The sequence below is a fragment of the Sphingobacterium sp. CZ-UAM genome (assembly GCF_002000245.1).
GTDB lineage: Bacteria > Bacteroidota > Bacteroidia > Sphingobacteriales > Sphingobacteriaceae > Sphingobacterium.
The window spans coordinates 74,355-91,668 of record NZ_MTCM01000011.1 but is presented as its reverse complement, the minus strand read 5'-3'; the positions used below and the strand labels follow the sequence as shown (position 1 = coordinate 91,668).

The following is a 17,314-nucleotide window of genomic DNA, read 5'->3' as shown; positions in this document are numbered from 1 at the left end:
TATCATAACATTTAAATCAATGAACATGAAAACCAGAAACATTCACTTTTTATTACTGCTTACCGCGATTTTCTTTGGCTTCCTTTCTTCCTGTAAGAAAGACAATGCCGATGTTCCGGTTGCAACAAAACCTGAGATCGGCACCCTAGAAATCGGATCTGGCAATAATAAAACAGTAAAAGCAGGCGAAGATCTCCATCTTGAAGGTGATATTGTGGCCGAAGCACTTATCGACAAGATTGAGATCGATATCCATCAGGAAGGTGGCACTTTCAAATTTGCCAAAGTCTATACCGACGAAAAATATGTCGGCAAAAAAAATGTGACTTTTCATGAGCACATCGACATACCCTCTGAAGTTCCGGCCGGTCAATATCATTTTCACCTTACCGTAACGGATAAGGCCGGCAACACGACGAGCGTAGAATCTCCGCTGACCATTCAAGCATCAGATGTGAATGTGAAAGCAAGCTATAAGCTTATTTTTACGGAAGTTAATGGTTCAGTACATGGCGACCATTTTCATGACCTTGCCGATAAGGACAATGTAGAACCCTCATCTATCATCTTTGACAATACCGGCAAAGCAGTAGCTGGACACGCGCATCTTAAACCGGACGGAATTTATAAAATTGACTTCAAACAGTTTGACGCCACAGGCCAGGAAATACAGGGGCAATATATTAAAGATAAAGCTACAGCAACGCTATATAAAGCGTTCTTAACTGGTGGTGCTTTTATCCTAAATTCTGGCAATAACTTAACAGGCGCCATTTTCCAACCAAAAGAGTCGACTTACGGTGATGGTTCGGCAGTAACCGGCGCTATTGAGACCACCGGTATTAGGTCTTATTTTACTGCCGGAAAAGACAATGCAGGTGAAAAGGAGGTTGTATTCGTTCTACGAAAATTTAAAGATCCTGCAACCAAAGCTACTATTACCCGAGCAGACTGGAATCGTACAGATTATGCAGCCAAATATCCTGGGGAGGACATTATTCGCCTATCTTTCGAATTGCATGCCGAAGAGGGTGAAGACTAATTTCGGAAGAAAGAGCATTCAAATAAAAAACACCTTGTTAGCACTATTAACAAGGTGTTTTTTTGTGTAGGTCCGGCATGGCCTAATCTCTTCGCTTTGCTAGCACATTTCCATTCGGATCAACCACGAGTTTCCATTCCTCTGTCCGACTTTTTACTTCGAATGCATACGTAATCTTTTGCTCTTCACTGATCCTTTTTACATCCTCGATGCGATAGCCCGGAAAATCCCTTTTCATCTTTGCCATAACAGCTTTTGGCAAATCATTTTTGGCGAGCGCCTCCTTGTGACGGACAATCTTACCATTACTTTGAATCCATACCTCATGATCTGTTCCAAACAAACCTGTTTCGAATTCAGCTTCATATAGTCCCGCTTTTAGTTCCCAATCTACCCCTTTGGCTTTTGGAAACTTTTGTTGAAAACTATTTACGACCACCGCAGGCACCTGACTTTGTGGAATATCCTGGGCAAACGCTCCCATTGTTGATAGTGTGAGAAGACATGCACTTAATATTGTTTTACGATTCATGATTTTACTAATTTTAATGTACTACAAAGTAAAACCACGATTCTGTAAAGATTTGGGAATATAATTTATGCAGGGCGAAAATCTAACTTGAATAGGTGCTGACCAATCGCATACTGATAGGAAATAGAAAAGCCATATACATGACATATTGCCTGAACGATTGCTAACCCCAATCCCGTCCCTTGGGATGCAGCGTCCGATTTATAAAACCGTGAGAACAGCTGCGCCTTATCCAGCGCTGTCTGCGCACTTGTATTGGCAACTACCAGTGTATTTTCAGTAATGGTTATATTTACATCCCCGCCATCCAGGTTATGAAACAAAGCGTTACGGATCAAATTGGAGACCATGATGTTGGCGAGGGAGCCGTCTAATCGTACATTAAGTTCATCTTGTTGACTGACATTGATCTTAATATTTTTAAACGCGGCAATATCTTCCAATTCATCGGTGATATGCGTTACCAGCTCATTGATGGAGAGATCCTCATTGTGCAGAAATTGTTTATTCTCGATCTTGCTGAGCAGCAATAATGATTTATTCAGTCGCACCAGTCTTTCCGCGGTGTTCAGTACTTCGGCGAGCGTCTGCGAATGTTCAGGCTGCAGCCCTTCTGTTTCGGCCATCATTTCCAGCTTATTGATCATAATTGCAAGGGGCGTCTGCAGCTCATGTGAGGCATTGCCAATAAACTGTTTTTGCTGTTCATACGTTTCCTCATTATGATGGATCAGTGTAGTTACCGCAAGCTGTAGATCTTTAAACTCCTGAATGTTTGTCTCCATAGCGGGTCTATCGTCAGATTTTCCCAAGCGGAATCTGGTGAGCTGATCCAAAAATCGATATAAGGGGCTCCATAGCCGTTGTATTACAACTTTATTGATCGATACGATACTCACGACCAAGAGGACAAATAAAATCAGGACAGAATAAAACAGGTTTTTGATCAAATCACTTTCCTCGATCATTGAGTTGATAATCGACAGCTCATAATAGTGTCCCTTATGTTCAAAAGCTGTGGTCAGCATACGTACCGGTTCCAATTCCGGCTCTGGATCATCATCATCCTGCATATACAGCATGGTATCTCTATACACATTCTGCATTTTGATCGCCTGTTGCTCGGAAATTTCACGTACTTTATAATTGTTAATTCCAAATTCCAGATCTGGAGCTACAATCGCCTCAGAAGCCAGCTCCTGAATAATTAAGCGTTTTTGGTTCTCCAATTCCTCATCTATATTATCATGAATTACCTCCAGCATAAATAAATAAAAAATGGTTGACCATACCGCAATGACGATCAGTACCGAAATCGAGAGATATTTAAGCGTTTGATTGGCTAATTTCATTTCTCAACAAGTTTATATCCTATTCCGTAGACCGCTTCAAAATCAACTTCCGCTTTTTTCGTCAAAAATTTCTTCCGCAAGTTCTTTATCTGTGAATAGATAAAATCGAGATTATCTGCTTGATCCGTATTATCTCCCCAAACATGTTCTGCCAGTGCATTTTTGCTAACAAGACGATTTTTATTCAGCAAAAAATAATTAAGGATATCAAATTCCTTTCTATTCAGCGGTACGGGTTCACCGGCAATCGCAAGGCTACGTTCGTTTAGATCCAGTACGAGATTACCCATTTCCAATGTATTCTTGCCATCCCGTTGTTTTCTGCGCAGTACCGCTTTAATCCGCGCATTTAATTCCGCAATATGAAAGGGTTTGGTCAGGTAGTCATCCGCACCAAGTTCGAGCCCCTGGAGCTTGTCATCCAGCGAATCTTTGGCCGAGATAATAATAACATTATCCGACTTCCCTTCTTTTTTCAACCGGTCCAGCACCTGTAACCCACTTCCACCTGGGAGCATAATGTCCAATAAGATACAGTCATAATCATAGACCAAAACCTTATCCAGTGCTGATCCAAAATCAATCGCGGTCTCTACAATATAACCTTCTTTAATCAGCGAATCTTTCAAGGTTTCCCTCAAATCTGCTTCGTCTTCAATTACAAGTACTTTCATTGGACTTTGTTTTTTATTACGGAATTTCAACGTTATTCTCCCCGGATATTACTTTACCGCTACAAATGTATTTCGAATTTAGGAAACAATTGGGAAAATGGCTATTCTTAGTTGCCTATAATGGCTCACTGCTATGCCTATGTGGGTTTATTTTTACATATAGGCGAAAAAACAAAGCGCTTTTCGTATTTTAGGTTTTAGATGATCTACTATGGACAAACGTAATGCTAACATCTGGGCGCCTGTCATCGGACTGGACGGTTTTCGCAAAGCACAGACAGCCGGTCGTGAAGAGCTACTTTTCAATGAATTACATGGCGAGAGGCTAATCGAAAAGCCGCATAAGCACGACTTTTTTATTATCAATTTATTTGATAAAGCTTCCGGTGTCCATACCATTGATTCCATAGATTATCCCATTAAAGACCATCAGGTACATGTGCTGTTTCCCGGTCAGATGCACAAATGGCATATCTATGCAGGAACTATTGGCTACCAATTGATGATCGAGCGGTCGTTTTTTGAACATTTTGCACCCTTCTTTCGCTTTTCCTTTACCAATTATCAGAATCATCCGGTCATTGACCTGACCAAGGAGGCCTTCATTCAGCTACATTATGAATTTGAATCTGTCAAAAAGGAACTGGAGCGCGAGCATTCACTGATACCTTTGATTACGGCCCGCGCCGGTGTGATCGCAGCCATCGTTAGCAGAGAAGCAGAGCATGTATTCACCGAATTTAAAGTCTATCAATCTGTCCCGCGGCTTGCCAAATTTAACCTGCTTATCGACGAGTTTTTCAGGGAACAAAAATTGGTCGCTTTCTATGCGGACAAGCTGCATATTTCCCCCAATTATCTCAATATTCTATGTAAAAAGCACCTGAAAATATCTGCCACCCAGCTTATCCACCAACGAATTTGTGTTGAAGCAAAGCGCCTGCTCCAAAGCACGGAATCCTCCATCAAGGAAATTACATTTGAACTGGGCTTTGCAGACCAAGCTTATTTTTCCAATTTCTTTAAACAACAGACCGGTGTAAGTCCGAGTGATTTTAGGGAAAAGAGATAAATCACACAAGAAATGGCAGAAATTGCCCAGTGATACGAAAGCTTAGTGTATATATCTTTGTCTATAGAAATTGATCCATTTATGGATCGTTCATTTAGATTGTAACGTAAATAGGAAATAAAATGAAACCAATAGCGCTTACACGCAAGGAATTTATCCGCAACTCAGCCCTGGCACTTGCTGGAGCAACATTGATCCCCGGGATGCTATACGCAGAAGAAGCTGGTTCAATAGCCCATCAGTCCTTGTTGGACGGACATCAAGGCAAAAAAAGTTATACCTTAAAAAATGTGCTGCTGGAAACAGGTTTTGAGTATGATGGCGATGGGCAAGTGATCGCAACCAAAACCGGTCTTTTCTCCGTACAGATCGAAGCCGGAAAAATCAAAGAAATAAGTCCAAACAGTACCGATCCTAATGCCATAGACGCGAAGGGCAGATTGATGCTTCCTTCTTTTAGAGACATGCACATCCATCTGGACAAGACATTCTATGGTGATAAATGGCAAGCTGTAAGACGTGGCGCAGGCGGAGTAAAAGGAATGATTGCACTTGAACAACAGATCCTTCCGGAACTGCTTAAAAATTCAACCTATAAAGCGGAGAAACTCATCGAATTACTGCAGTCCAAAGGTACAGCCTTCGCACGGAGCCATGTCAACATTGAGCCGACCTCCAAGTTGGATTCCTTACGTCACCTACAGCGTGCACTGGAAAACAAAAAAAATAGTTTCGGTGCCGAACTCGTTGCCTTTCCGCAACATGGCGTGTATTACACCGATTCCGTACCTTACCTGAAAGAAGCAGCCAAGACCGATATTGATTTTATCGGCGGAGTAGATCCTTTTACCATCGATGGCGCCATTGAGAAAACAATGGATTTTACCGTACAGCTGGCACTGGATCACAACAAAGGGATTGATATCCATTTGCATGAGTCCGGAGAATCGGGACTAAAAACAGTGGAGTATCTGATCAAAAAAGTAAATGAAAACCCGGCGCTGAAAGGCAAAACCTACCTCAGCCACTGTTTTGTACTGGGGCGTTTGGAAAAAGCCAAACAACAGGAAATAGCTGAAAAGCTGGGAGCGGCCCAAATCGGAATTGTTTCTACCATTCCTTTTGCAGGACTCATTATGCCTATCCCTACACTGCTAGAAAATAAGGTCACCGTCATGACGGGAAATGACAGTATTGTCGATCATTGGAATACTTTTGGTACAGGAAGTGTCCTACAAAAAGCCAATATGGCGGCACAAGTCTATGGCCAGGTCACAGAGTATGGTTTATCACGCATGCTGAAACTGGCTACAGCCGGCCCGATTCCATTGGATGACAAAGGAAAACAGCAATGGCCAAAAGCCGGTGATGATGCCAATATCGTACTTATCGATGCCAGCTGTTCAGCAGAAGCCGTTTCACGGATTTCACCCGTAGGATCCCTTATCTACCAGGGCAATATTGTCTACTAGCTTGCAGACAAGCGATATCATCACGAACTAGATCTTTTAATACACCATGGGGGTCAATTGCTTACTCTAAGCATTTGATTGCCCCATTGTGACCTATAATTGCTATTAAAACAGTATTAAACATCATGTCAACTCCTTATACAGGCCCGCTAAAGGGCAACTATACCCTTAAAAACGTGCTTTTGGAAACTGGATATGTTTCCGATGATAGCGGAATAAAAGCAACTAAAACTGAACTCTTCTGTCTAGAAGTCAATGCCGGAAAAATTATCCGGATATTTCCAAATAATCCACAACATGCCACAGCGGTTGATGCTAAAGGCTATTTAATGCTGCCCGCTTTCAGCGATATGCATGTCCATCTGGACAAAACATGGTATGGGCTACCATGGCAAGCGCAATCTCCAAAAAAAAGAACCGTGCTGGAGATGATTGCTTATGAACAGGAAATTATCCCCGAATTACTCAAGACATCGACCATACGGGCAGAACAACTTATTGACCTGTTGCAAAGCTATGGTACCACCTTCGCACGGACACATTTTAATGTGGACACCACTTCTGGGCTCCGTTCTCTTGAAAATCTCCAAAAAGCACTGGACAACCGAAAGGAAAGTTTCAAGGCAGAATTGGTCGCTTTTCCGCAACATGGATTTTTTTATACCGACTCTGCGCCACTCATGAAGGATGTAGCCCAGATGCCGAGTGTGGGTTTTATTGGCGGGGTAGATCCCTACGGAATCGACAAAAATATTGAAAAAGTACTCGATTATACGGTAACATTAGCGCTTGACAATAATAAAGGGATTGACATCCATTTGCATGACGGTGGAAAAGAAGGTATACACACGATTGAATACCTTACCGAACAAGCGCTGCAGCATCCGAAGCTACAGGGGCGCAGTTTTGTGAGTCATGCCTTTGTACTGGCCCAGTTACCGGTAGCCGAAGTAGAGCGCATTGCCGAAAAATTAGCAGCAGCCAAAGTAGGGATTGTTTCGTCTATCCCTTTTGGTGACCTAGTCATGCCTATTCCAACGCTGTTGAAGCATGGTGTTGAAGTTTTGGTCGGTAATGATAATGTGCAAGACTATTGGAGTACATTCGGCCCCGGAAATATGTTGGCAAAGGCCAATTTAATGGCTGGCATGTACGGTTGGGGATCTGAGTTCAATCTTTCGAGAACCCTTCGTTTTGCCACCAACAATGTATTGCCATTGGATGACAAAGGCCATATGCAATGGCCTAAAGTGAATGACAGGGCGGAGTTTGTACTGATCAACGCAAGCTGTTCTGCAGAAGCTGTTTCGCGCATATCCCCAACCATGGCTCTGGCCCATGAAGGAACATTCTACTGGAAAAAATAAGCCCTACATTATACTATGAAAAATAGGAAAAAGCTCAGCATCAAATAATGTTGAGCTTTTTCCACTGTAGCCTTCTCATCCCTCGCAATCGAAGCTATCGTACTTATCCGACAACCATAATAGGGCGCATCAAGTCAATAGTATTATCGCTTAAAGAACCTCATAATACGAGGCTCTACCCAATCGCTCAGGATATAGGCAATACCCAACATCAGGAGTGTAACGGCAGAAACAAGTACATATTTATTTACGTAGTCTTGAAGTTGATTGAAAATAATAAAACCAATATGCTGATGAATAAGATATAAGGGATAGGGCAGCATCGCAATTTTGACCAATATGCTGATGAATAAGATATAAGGGATAGGGCAGCATCGCAATTTTGACAAATTTAGATGAATTGAAACGCTGCAGTCTTTTAGAGAAGACAAGTCAAGTAACATGACCATGTAAAATACAACAATGGTTGCAGCAATAATATAGGAGGAAAAATCGCTATGGAAAGTTCTCGCTAACCAATGTATTCGACCAAAAGCACCATCGATCGATAAGTACAGGCACAAGGGCAATACGATAAAATACTTCAATGCGGGCCCCTGTAAAAAATTACACTCGCGATGTACAGCCCGTATGATTAATTTTAAACCTGAGGATTCAAAATTAGATACTCTTATCTAAGTCGCTTTAGTGAGGAAAATTTACGGACAGACGGCATAATAACTACAGAGAAGAGGTCATTAGTTACTATTTTCCTCCCATGTCCCTCTTCTTTCAAAAGGAAAAACCAATTTTTCCATCAAATTCCGTTTGCAAGTTTACCGAAACCCCACTTTTATCATCAAACATATTGCCCTTGACTTGAGTTATTTTATTTTTTTCGAATTTAATGTTTTCAACGGTTCTCGTTAAAAACAGAGTATTATTATTATCATAAAAATACATTTTTAACGATTTAGGACTATTAACGCCTGTAACTCCTGAAAAAAGAGGTACTGTTATCTTAATTCCACTTTTCCCCACAGCGTTTTCTAGATTTTTATAATATTGTAATTTAGTATTTTCATTATTTTGTTGGCGAAAGAAATAGTAATCAACTGTCGAGGGGATTTCCAATAATACTCTATGCGTATTTACTGGAATAACATTTTCAAAAACTAGATCTAATTGAGAGGAAACTCTAGTTAACAATAGCTCCTTTACAACCACACCACCACTATTATTAACTTCAAAATTAAGCAATTCACTACAAAAAGCATGTTTGATTACATGGTAACCTGTCTCAATTTGGGTCATGTATAAAATCCTAAACTCCTCCAAATTAGGCATAAACATGCGGTGACCACCAAAAGGACCATTACTATAATCTGAAGCTCCCACTACTGCTATTCTATAACTTCCTATGGGAAGCTTAACTTCAACTTCGCCAAAATTTATTGTTTTTAGGGTATCCTGACTAATAGTTTGAACCATTTTCCCTTGAGAATCGAAAATAACGAAATGTAAGTGAGAAATCAATTTGCTTGACTTAGGCGATTCGTTGTTAACGCTTGCCACCTTGGGACTTCCTTCACCAAAATCTTTAATTGACTGTGTAAAGCCCACTGCTTTAAATTTTACAACATATAGATTATTTTCAGGTTCTGGCGCATGCTTAGAACAGCCTATAAACATTAAAACAATGCTTAGATTGTAAACAATCGAGATTATAAGTTTCATGTTATGATATTTTAAAATGTAAAATCTATTTGTCCATTAAAATCGGATGAAATCTTGGTTGAGAAAGGAGTCTTTGGATCATCGAAAATATTCCCTTTAACCTCAGTAATTTTATTTTTCTCAAACTTGATATTCGGGACAAATCTCGTTATAATAACAGAATTATTTTTATCATAAAGTGCAATTTTCAAGTCTTTTGGACTACTTGAGCCATCTTTTCCCGACAAAAGAGTAGTCGATACTTTAACTCCTGCTTTACCAGTTAGTCCTGTGAGATCTATCTTATTTGGCCAACTAACGTTATCCGAGTTTGGTCCAAAGAAACTATATTTTGATATTTGCGGGAACTCAAGGATCACATATTGTACATTTTCGGGAATTACATTGTCAAAAATAACATCCAATTGTGATGAAACACGTTTAATTAACAATTCCTTTTCAAGAGTGATGCCTTCGGAAACTTCAAACGGAAATAGATCGCTACAAAAAACGTGGTTCCCTCCTGCTATAATATTAAACTTGTCTAAACGTGCTATTTCTGTATCTAAATGCTCTATTTCTATAGTATGTCCAATTGATGCACCAACAATGGCTAATCTATACTTACCTATTGGTAAATTGAATTCTGCAGATCCAAAATTCGCGGACTTCACAGTATCCTGCTTGATTGTTTGGATTGCTTTACCTTGTGCATCAAAAACAACAAAATATAAATTTGAAATTAGTTTACTATCAACAACACTACTATTTGCAGCTTTGGAAAGTTTATTCCCCACATTAAAATCATCAATTGTTTGGGTAAAACCTAATGCATTAAATTTAACTAAATATTGTTTTTCGTCCAGCCCGAGCTCACCCTTTTTTGAACAAGCAGAAAACATAATAGTTACTACTAGGCTAATTATAAAAATAACTGATTTCATAATTTTTATTTCGTTAAAAAATCTCTCTATAAATATAAGTAAAATATACTTTTATTTATACAAAAATATTTATTTCAAAACATTTTCTCAAAACAGCTCTTAACGACAATATTAATTGATTATTATGAATTCTGTTTTTTCAGTTCTGTTTTTTCAGTACAGTCACAGCAAATAAAAAAAAAGAAAGGTTTTTAAATAATTAACCACTATTAAATAACCTTTTTTTGAACAACTATATCAGAATTGATCTCTAGCAATAATACACTAATTATCAAAAACACTATTTGAGTAGAATTCAATATTGCCTTTTCTTCGCAAATAGCCTCATCATACGTGGCTCTACCCAATCGCTTAAGACATAAGCAACAGCCAACATCAGGAGCGTAACAGCAGAAACAAGTACATATTTGTTTACATGTTCATGAAACCGATTGAAAATAATAAAACCAATATGCTGATGAATAAGGTATAAGGGATAAGTGAGCATCCCGATTTTGACAAATTTTGGCGAATTGAGATATTGAAGCCTTTTACAGGAAACTAATAACATAACTATATAAAATACAACGATTGTCGCAGCAATAATATAGGGAGAAAAATCACTATGGAATGTTCTTGCTAACCAGTGGATGCGACCAATAGCTCCATCGATGGACAGGTATAGGCAGCAGGGCAATACAATAAAATGCTTCAGAGCCGGGCCCTGTAGGAAAATTTGACAGAAGACAATGCCCGCAATAAAATAAGTACTCCAATCCAAAATAAAAAAATGGTGGATGGCATCGTAAATTGCTGATGGCCCGACAAACAGGTGCAAAGCTGACAACAACAACCAAAAGTAAACCAGATAGTCCAAACTGATCTGCTTAAACCGGTTTATAATAAGAAATATGGCTATAATGAGGTAAAATTTCAACTCCACATATAAGGACCAATAGGCGCCATCTATATTACCCTGACCGAGCAGTTCCTGAACCATCGTAAAATTGGCCAAAAGCTGTTTGAATGTAACCAGATAACGCGGGGCGCCAAAGAAATAAGAGATCACAAATGTTAGGATCAAGCAGATCCAATACATCGGATACAAACGTTTGAAACGTGAATAACAAAATTTGGGCAGCGAACGATGTTTTATGGAAAAGGCGATCACAAATCCGCTGATGATAAAAAAAAGATCTACACCAAGATACCCATACTTGAAATATTCCCCAATCTCATCGAACCGCAGCAAAGACATATTTCCGCCTTTATATCCCCGATATAAATAGTGATACAGTACCACTGCGGATGCAGCGATAAAGCGAAACAGATCAATTTGATAGATTCTTTTGGATTCAGCCATTTGAGCGCAAATATAGGCGGTTTGATTTATAGTTTCGGATAATGGTTCCAAAAAAGAGTACGCTAAACCTCATTATTTACTACTGTAAATTCGACTTGCAAACGCGCATACATCCTCTAATTTATAACATCATTATGTGACTATCCTGCATTGTATTTCCTTTGTATCCTGATTAACTTTACTCCTATTATATCCGTAAAACGAGGAAATTATGAAAAAGAACCTATTAATAGTCTTTATTGCCGTCGCCGCCATATGCTTCGGTTTTCAAGCAAAAGCGCAAAATCCAACCGCAACATCAGCGCCTGTCACTGTTAATATTAATCTGACAGATGCCATCTCTATTACCTTAGGGGCTGATCCAACAGTAAATTTCAATTATACCACAGCCGCCGATTATGCGGCGTCAAAAACGGTCACGAAAGCGAATCATTTTACGGTGGTCAGCAATAAGCCCTATGACCTTACGGTAACCGCTGGTGGAACATTTACACCAGCTGGTGGACCTGCACTAAATATTGTTACAGTTACTGTACCGGCTGCAACCGCCAACGGTGGAACTCCAGTTGCCAATGTACCACTTAGCACTACTGCTGCTCCTCTGGTCAATGGTTCGACGGCATCCACAGGTGCAATCTATACCGTGGATTATACGATCTCAAATCCGGCATCGTTATTAAACCTTGCAGGATCGACTTATAGCACTACAGTAACTTATACAGCGACACAACAATAAAAATCTGACTAAACAGTTTATTCGTGAGATATTATTTAGCAGTATGTGTTATCCTGATATGCAATACCCTGGTCCACGGACAGGGTATTTCCATTTCACCTTCCCGGATATTTTTTACCGGTGAAGCCGGACAGACCGTCAGTCAGGCCATTACGTTTAACAATACCTCCGCGAGCACACTTTCCTTTATCGCAAACCTGAAAGACTGGGACCGTGACTCCTTGGGCAGCAAACGGTATTATGCCATAGGGGATAATGCCGGGTCAAATGCTTCGTGGCTTACCCTATCTGAAAATACGGTACAGCTCGCTCCTGGGGAAATAAAAGTGGTCAATCTTTCCATGACAATCCCTGATCATCCGACAACAAAACAGCAGCGCCATAGCATGCTTTTCTTTACGCAGGTTAAAGAGCAAAAAGCTGCGCAGGCAAATGGACTGCAGATGAACGTCCTGATTGAAGTCGGTATTCAAGTATACCATACACCAACAGGTTTAAAAGCTGGTGATCTGGAATTTCTTGCCTATGAAGATAAAGGCGCTATTACTGTTCAGGGCGGTAACGCTGTACGCCGGATGGAAGTCAAGGTTAAAAATACAGGCCAGATCAATAAGGATGCTTATGTACGGTTTGAGCTGACCAATATAGAAACGGGAGAAGAGACACCTGTGGAGGCTGTGGCCGTAGCCATGCTTCCCGATTCCGAACAATGGGTCCGTGTAGACCTACCTGGTAAACTTGCCCCTGGTCGATATCTCGCGGTTGCGATACTTGACGCAGGCAGCCAATATGATTTAAAAATTGCGGAGAAGGAAATTACATATTAGTTTTGCTACATTGTTGATTAGTATAGGTCACTGTATATCTTTTGCTAGGGCACAAGTCACGATTAATCTGCCGCAAGCAAATATCCAAGGGCGTACGGACTATATCGAAAGTTTTACCGGTGGCCAATATTCTTTTACTTTAATCGCCCTGCTCCCAACAATCAGTACCCGGGCAATTAACAGCACGAGTTTTGTCAGTACAACAGGCGGGGGAACAGTCCCCTTAAATGTAACACACCTTAAACTAGAAAAAATTAACAACCTTTCGCTTCTCGGATCAAGTAATGATGTCACCCTATCAACTACCGATCAAGTTTTAGTCAGTTCGCTAGCCACAGTAAGTGTTTCTGCAGGACCGGTTATTCTCAACTCACGTTTTGTTACTGCAAATCAAACATGGATTGCAGGCATTTATAAAACTACGCTATCGCTTACCGCCTCAGGCATTTTAGGCGGCAGCATTACCCCCGCGAGCCAAGATTTCTCCATCAGTGTCCCCGGATTTATAAGTCCCCCGGCGAGTATCGGTACAACGAGCATTCTAATCAATGATTTGAGCTATTATCGTGCTGCGAATGGCATCAGTAGTAACAGCGTTATACCGCTATCGACCACCGTCCCTTATATACCAAGTATTAAAACTGGGAATACTCAATTTAGCTTTAGCAGCACCTCAGCCTATAATGCATTACCGGTCATTCCTGTCTCAACCGTGAATACAACCTTAACGGGTATTGCGAATGCGACATCCGGGGCTCTATCCACCACGGATCAGTCTTTGACCAATACCAGTGGTATCGCTGTTCCGACCAACAACAATCAATCCTTGACCTATTCCTATCGTATTGGAGCAAGCCAACTGAAAACAAACTTTGTACAGGCAGGCACATATACTGTTCCGCTAACCTACAGCTGGAACAAACTATCGTCAGCCTATCCCAGTGGCAGCCTACAGGCACAGGCAAACGGAAGCCTGTCTGTCGTCGTAAGCGACCTCGGCGAAATCGTTGCCAATCAACAAACCGTCAATCTTGCTTTTGCAACAGCCAATGATTATAAAAATGGTGTCAATTTAAATATGCCAGCCCATCTTAAGGTGAGTAAAACCACGCCATACAACCTTTACGTGCGCGCGACATCGACAAACTTTGCTTCAGGAGGCAATAGTATCCCATTAAATGTATTGCGCATTGGTCCGATGGCTGGTCAAAGCGGCATGAATACCATTACCCTATCCACCACAGCCCAGCAGCTTATCCAGAATGCCGACCCTGTGATAGACCGTAATCTCAACATTCTTTACAGTATCCCTGCGAGCGCGACAAGTATGCTCCTCAATAAGCCCGCCGGTGCCTATTCGGCCAATATTATTTTTAGCTTTGTCGCTCCTTAAAAGCGTTTAACACCAACTTTTCTACGCTCATCCCGATAGTTAAAATCGGGAATCACAGCATCCTTATCCGTTTTTACTTCTATCTCACAATTTTGATTTTCGATCGAGAAGGGCATTCCTTCGGTAACAACAGCTATGCGGTAGTTCCCCAATGGAAGATACAACATATACTCACCGTTTTCTGAACTTAATGTACTGTAGGTTTTCCCTTGGCGGTCTACCGCGGTTATTTTTATTCCCCCTAGCTGCGGTCTTGATTTTAGATACCTATTCTCGACAATCTTAATACGGCCTTTTAATGGCCTTGTTTTTATCAGTGGAATTTCCAACCGCTGGTTTTTAGTCATCAATACATTGATTGGCCCCTGCGAGACCCAGCCTTTGCCATTCTCCACCTGTACGCTATATGGGCCGGCCACCATATCCACAAATTTCACACGACCTTTCTCGTCTGTTAGTGCCACCTCCTTTCCAATTCGCACCAAAACGGCCTGGGCTTTGGCTTCATTACCATCGTTTATACCATTATTATTACCATCTTCAAAAAAAGTAAGTTCCAGCTTACGACCTTTCTGACCGGCACGTCGACCAAAATTCTTTTCTATACCCAGTCGAATCTGTCTGTTATTAAAAGAATATCTATTCAATGGGTTAGGATCAGGCGGGAAATTCGGATCTACAAGAAACAACGATTTTCCGCTTATTGCGGTATAGAATATATCGGCTGTCAGATTCCAATTATCTTTTATCTGCCAGCGGACATGACCATTTACCGACAGATTATTACTTCGGGAGAAACCATAATAGCTATACATGGTCGAAAACTGTACATGCAGCTGATTATTAAAGGCGTAAAATTGCGTGTTTGGCCCCAATGAATAAATGCTGTAATTCGAATTTACGCTGGTTGCCAAAAGATCACTTAAGTAGTACGGATTAATCTGGATAAATGTATTAAATCCAAAAAATGCATTCGTATAATTACCATTGATGCGGACCGAATGAAATGGCGCAATAGGTCTATTGGAGGTATTTCTGTAGGTATATCCATAATCTGTTTGCAGCGAGAACCGGTGCTTTGAGGTAAAAAAATTAAGATCGGCTACTGTACGAAGGGAATTCGACTTCCAGTTCCCCGGATTAGTTGCCATTTCCCACCAATTCTGGTATGCAGCATGTTGTGCCATAAAATAGGGCCTAAGATCAAGTTGCAACTTTCCAAGGCCAGTATGATACCCCAACTCATAAATCAGTATCCTTGAAGCATTATTAAAAAAATAGTTTCTATCCCCAGTAAGGTACTTTGGTTTATTATCCATATAGCTGATCCGGGCAGAGAGGTTTCGATCGTTGTCCAGCAACATCGTTATACGCGAATCTGTTTGGGTAAGACCTCTGCGCAGACCCACATAGTACGGTGAGCTATAATAGTTGACACTTGTAATCTGATAGTTACGAAAGGCGTTATTGTAATTTATACCCCCTGCTACGGCTAGCCTATTATTTCCGCTTTCAACCTGCTCGATGCTTGTGCCTCCTTCCAAGAAAAGGCTATTATTATTGCCTAAATCAATAGCACCTTTACCACTGAACAGACTGCTGCGCACACCACGATAGTCATTATTGCTATGTAAGTAAGCGATGCTGTTCTCCTGATTTTTGTCGGATTGAATAGCATATTTAAGGCCAACAATTTCCCCACCAGAAATTGGATTATCCATCTCCGTGAACAACATGTAATTGTTCTGGATTGCATACAAACTGAGGGAACGCCGATGATCGAATTTGTAGGTCCCTTTTATCCCTCGTCCATTGATGAACTGATCAAGATTTTCATAGATATTCCCCAGTTTCACGCCCCATTTATCGGTATCATAATCCAGGTAGGTATCGTATAAATTAAAAGTACGTTGATCCTGATAATAATCGAGATTCATGCGATAGCTCAATCTATCTTTATCGTTTATATCAATTTTACCATCCCCCTGCAACTGGTAAACTGAAATATCCTTCCCCAGATTGATATAACGTAAAGCAGCACGATTGTCAAAAGGTTGATTTTGCAAATTCATATTGGAAAAGAAACGCTTTACACTTCCCACGGTCATTACACGGATACGATCGGTGGCCAACACGCTACCACCGCCCTCGATGGCCTGAATATCAACATCAAAATCCACATTTGTATTTTTTTTCCGCAACCGGGTCGTAAAAGTCAACAAAGACTGACCTCCCGCGGCTATGGTGAATGGCATGATCTCACCAATGATCTCCAGATCAGGAGAAAGGTTAGGAAAACGCAACTGAGCCGTCAGCGGTACCAGCCCCCGATTGATCGCCCGCACTAAAAATTGTGTCTGCCCCGTGGCCTGGTCCAGGTAATATTCAGCTTGTTCAGTCTGTATGAGGAAAGACTGTTCCATAGCCAACTGTGTATAAAAAGACTGATGTTCCTGTATTTTTATTGAGGGATCATTCGATTCAAATCCGATTGTAAAGGTTTGTGTTCCCTCAGCAATGGTCTGGCGATCGGCGATATATTTTAGCGGAAACAACTTCGTTTCTTTGGGCTTTAAAGTAATCGACAGCGGCAATTTTATTAAGCCCCGAAGAGCCGCAGTGTTAACTGCTGTAGGCTTTAATTCAATTGGTCTATCTGTGCGATTACTAATATTTAATTTATTGGAGAATGTTTGTGAAGATGTAATTTGTATTGTATCACGTTCAAAATAATACGCAATATCGTACTGTTGCTGACTTTTCGCTATGGATAACAAAACAGCAAAATAAAAAAGAAACAGGAAAATCCAGCGGCTTCTTATTGGCATATCGTACGGTTCAACTATCCATAAAATTCAGGCTAAAT

The 17,314-nt window shown here is 40.7% G+C and carries 15 protein-coding genes; 7 read left to right on the top strand and 8 right to left on the bottom strand.

The window, feature by feature from the left end; translation table 11 throughout:
- The first annotated feature begins 25 nt into the window (after nt 1-25).
- Complete coding sequence (locus tag BWD42_RS24115) at nt 26-1,042, top strand: DUF4625 domain-containing protein (RefSeq protein WP_175992141.1); 1,017 nt, start codon at nt 26-28, stop codon at nt 1,040-1,042.
- A gap of 82 nt (nt 1,043-1,124) precedes the next feature.
- On the opposite strand, the gene BWD42_RS24110 is transcribed toward BWD42_RS24115, so the two are convergent.
- The 3 genes from BWD42_RS24110 to BWD42_RS24100 form a co-directional block, all read right to left on the bottom strand.
- Nucleotides 1,125-1,574 carry a PepSY-like domain-containing protein gene (locus BWD42_RS24110; protein ID WP_077439012.1) on the bottom strand — a complete coding sequence of 150 codons (450 nt, stop codon included), beginning with the start codon at nt 1,572-1,574 and terminating at the stop codon, nt 1,125-1,127.
- Nucleotides 1,575-1,639: 65 nt separating this feature from the next.
- Entirely contained in the window at nt 1,640-2,926 is a 1,287-nt protein-coding gene (locus tag BWD42_RS24105) for a sensor histidine kinase (protein ID WP_077439010.1), read from the bottom strand.
- On the bottom strand, nt 2,923-3,600 hold the full coding sequence (locus BWD42_RS24100; protein ID WP_077439042.1) for a response regulator transcription factor: 678 nt from the start codon (nt 3,598-3,600) through the stop codon (nt 2,923-2,925). Before BWD42_RS24100 ends, BWD42_RS24105 begins: the two co-directional genes overlap by 4 nt.
- A gap of 211 nt (nt 3,601-3,811) precedes the next feature.
- Here BWD42_RS24100 and BWD42_RS24095 point away from each other — a divergent pair, with 211 nt between their 5' ends.
- From BWD42_RS24095 to BWD42_RS24085, 3 genes are all read left to right on the top strand, one after another.
- Complete coding sequence (locus BWD42_RS24095; protein WP_077439008.1) at nt 3,812-4,672, top strand: helix-turn-helix domain-containing protein; 861 nt, start codon at nt 3,812-3,814, stop codon at nt 4,670-4,672.
- 122 nt (nt 4,673-4,794) lie between these two features.
- Nucleotides 4,795-6,144, top strand: a complete 1,350-nt coding sequence (locus BWD42_RS24090; protein ID WP_077439006.1) for an amidohydrolase — start codon at nt 4,795-4,797, stop codon at nt 6,142-6,144.
- Nucleotides 6,145-6,269: 125 nt separating this feature from the next.
- A complete protein-coding gene (locus BWD42_RS24085; RefSeq protein ID WP_077439004.1) occupies nt 6,270-7,511 on the top strand; it encodes an amidohydrolase in 1,242 nt (413 codons plus the stop codon).
- A 143-nt stretch (nt 7,512-7,654) separates the two neighbouring features.
- Here the strand turns inward: BWD42_RS24085 and BWD42_RS24575 are convergent, their stop codons facing one another.
- The 4 genes from BWD42_RS24575 to BWD42_RS24065 form a co-directional block, all read right to left on the bottom strand.
- A complete protein-coding gene (locus BWD42_RS24575; RefSeq protein WP_139351273.1) occupies nt 7,655-8,098 on the bottom strand; it encodes a hypothetical protein in 444 nt (147 codons plus the stop codon).
- A gap of 184 nt (nt 8,099-8,282) precedes the next feature.
- Nucleotides 8,283-9,227 carry a FimB/Mfa2 family fimbrial subunit gene (locus BWD42_RS24075; RefSeq protein ID WP_077439000.1) on the bottom strand — a complete coding sequence of 315 codons (945 nt, stop codon included), beginning with the start codon at nt 9,225-9,227 and terminating at the stop codon, nt 8,283-8,285.
- Nucleotides 9,228-9,238: 11 nt separating this feature from the next.
- A complete protein-coding gene (locus BWD42_RS24070) occupies nt 9,239-10,150 on the bottom strand; it encodes a hypothetical protein (RefSeq protein WP_077438998.1) in 912 nt (303 codons plus the stop codon).
- Nucleotides 10,151-10,445: 295 nt separating this feature from the next.
- Complete coding sequence (locus tag BWD42_RS24065) at nt 10,446-11,492, bottom strand: acyltransferase family protein (protein ID WP_077438996.1); 1,047 nt, start codon at nt 11,490-11,492, stop codon at nt 10,446-10,448.
- Nucleotides 11,493-11,703: 211 nt separating this feature from the next.
- Here BWD42_RS24065 and BWD42_RS24060 point away from each other — a divergent pair, with 211 nt between their 5' ends.
- The 3 genes from BWD42_RS24060 to BWD42_RS24050 are packed head-to-tail and all read left to right on the top strand — an operon-like array spanning nt 11,704 to nt 14,448.
- Nucleotides 11,704-12,228: a hypothetical protein gene (locus BWD42_RS24060; RefSeq protein WP_077438994.1), complete on the top strand. Its 525-nt coding sequence runs from the start codon at nt 11,704-11,706 to the stop codon at nt 12,226-12,228.
- A gap of 23 nt (nt 12,229-12,251) precedes the next feature.
- The gene (locus tag BWD42_RS24055) at nt 12,252-13,055 is read left to right on the top strand and encodes a molecular chaperone (protein WP_077438992.1); all 804 of its coding nucleotides are present in this window, start codon (nt 12,252-12,254) and stop codon (nt 13,053-13,055) included.
- A complete protein-coding gene (locus BWD42_RS24050) occupies nt 13,030-14,448 on the top strand; it encodes a hypothetical protein (RefSeq protein WP_175992140.1) in 1,419 nt (472 codons plus the stop codon). The genes BWD42_RS24055 and BWD42_RS24050 overlap by 26 nt, the downstream gene beginning before the upstream one ends.
- Here the strand turns inward: BWD42_RS24050 and BWD42_RS24045 are convergent.
- Nucleotides 14,445-17,276 carry a hypothetical protein gene (locus BWD42_RS24045; protein ID WP_077438988.1) on the bottom strand — a complete coding sequence of 944 codons (2,832 nt, stop codon included), beginning with the start codon at nt 17,274-17,276 and terminating at the stop codon, nt 14,445-14,447. The two genes, BWD42_RS24050 and BWD42_RS24045, sit on opposite strands and share 4 nt — an antisense overlap.
- Nucleotides 17,277-17,314 lie beyond the last annotated feature (38 nt).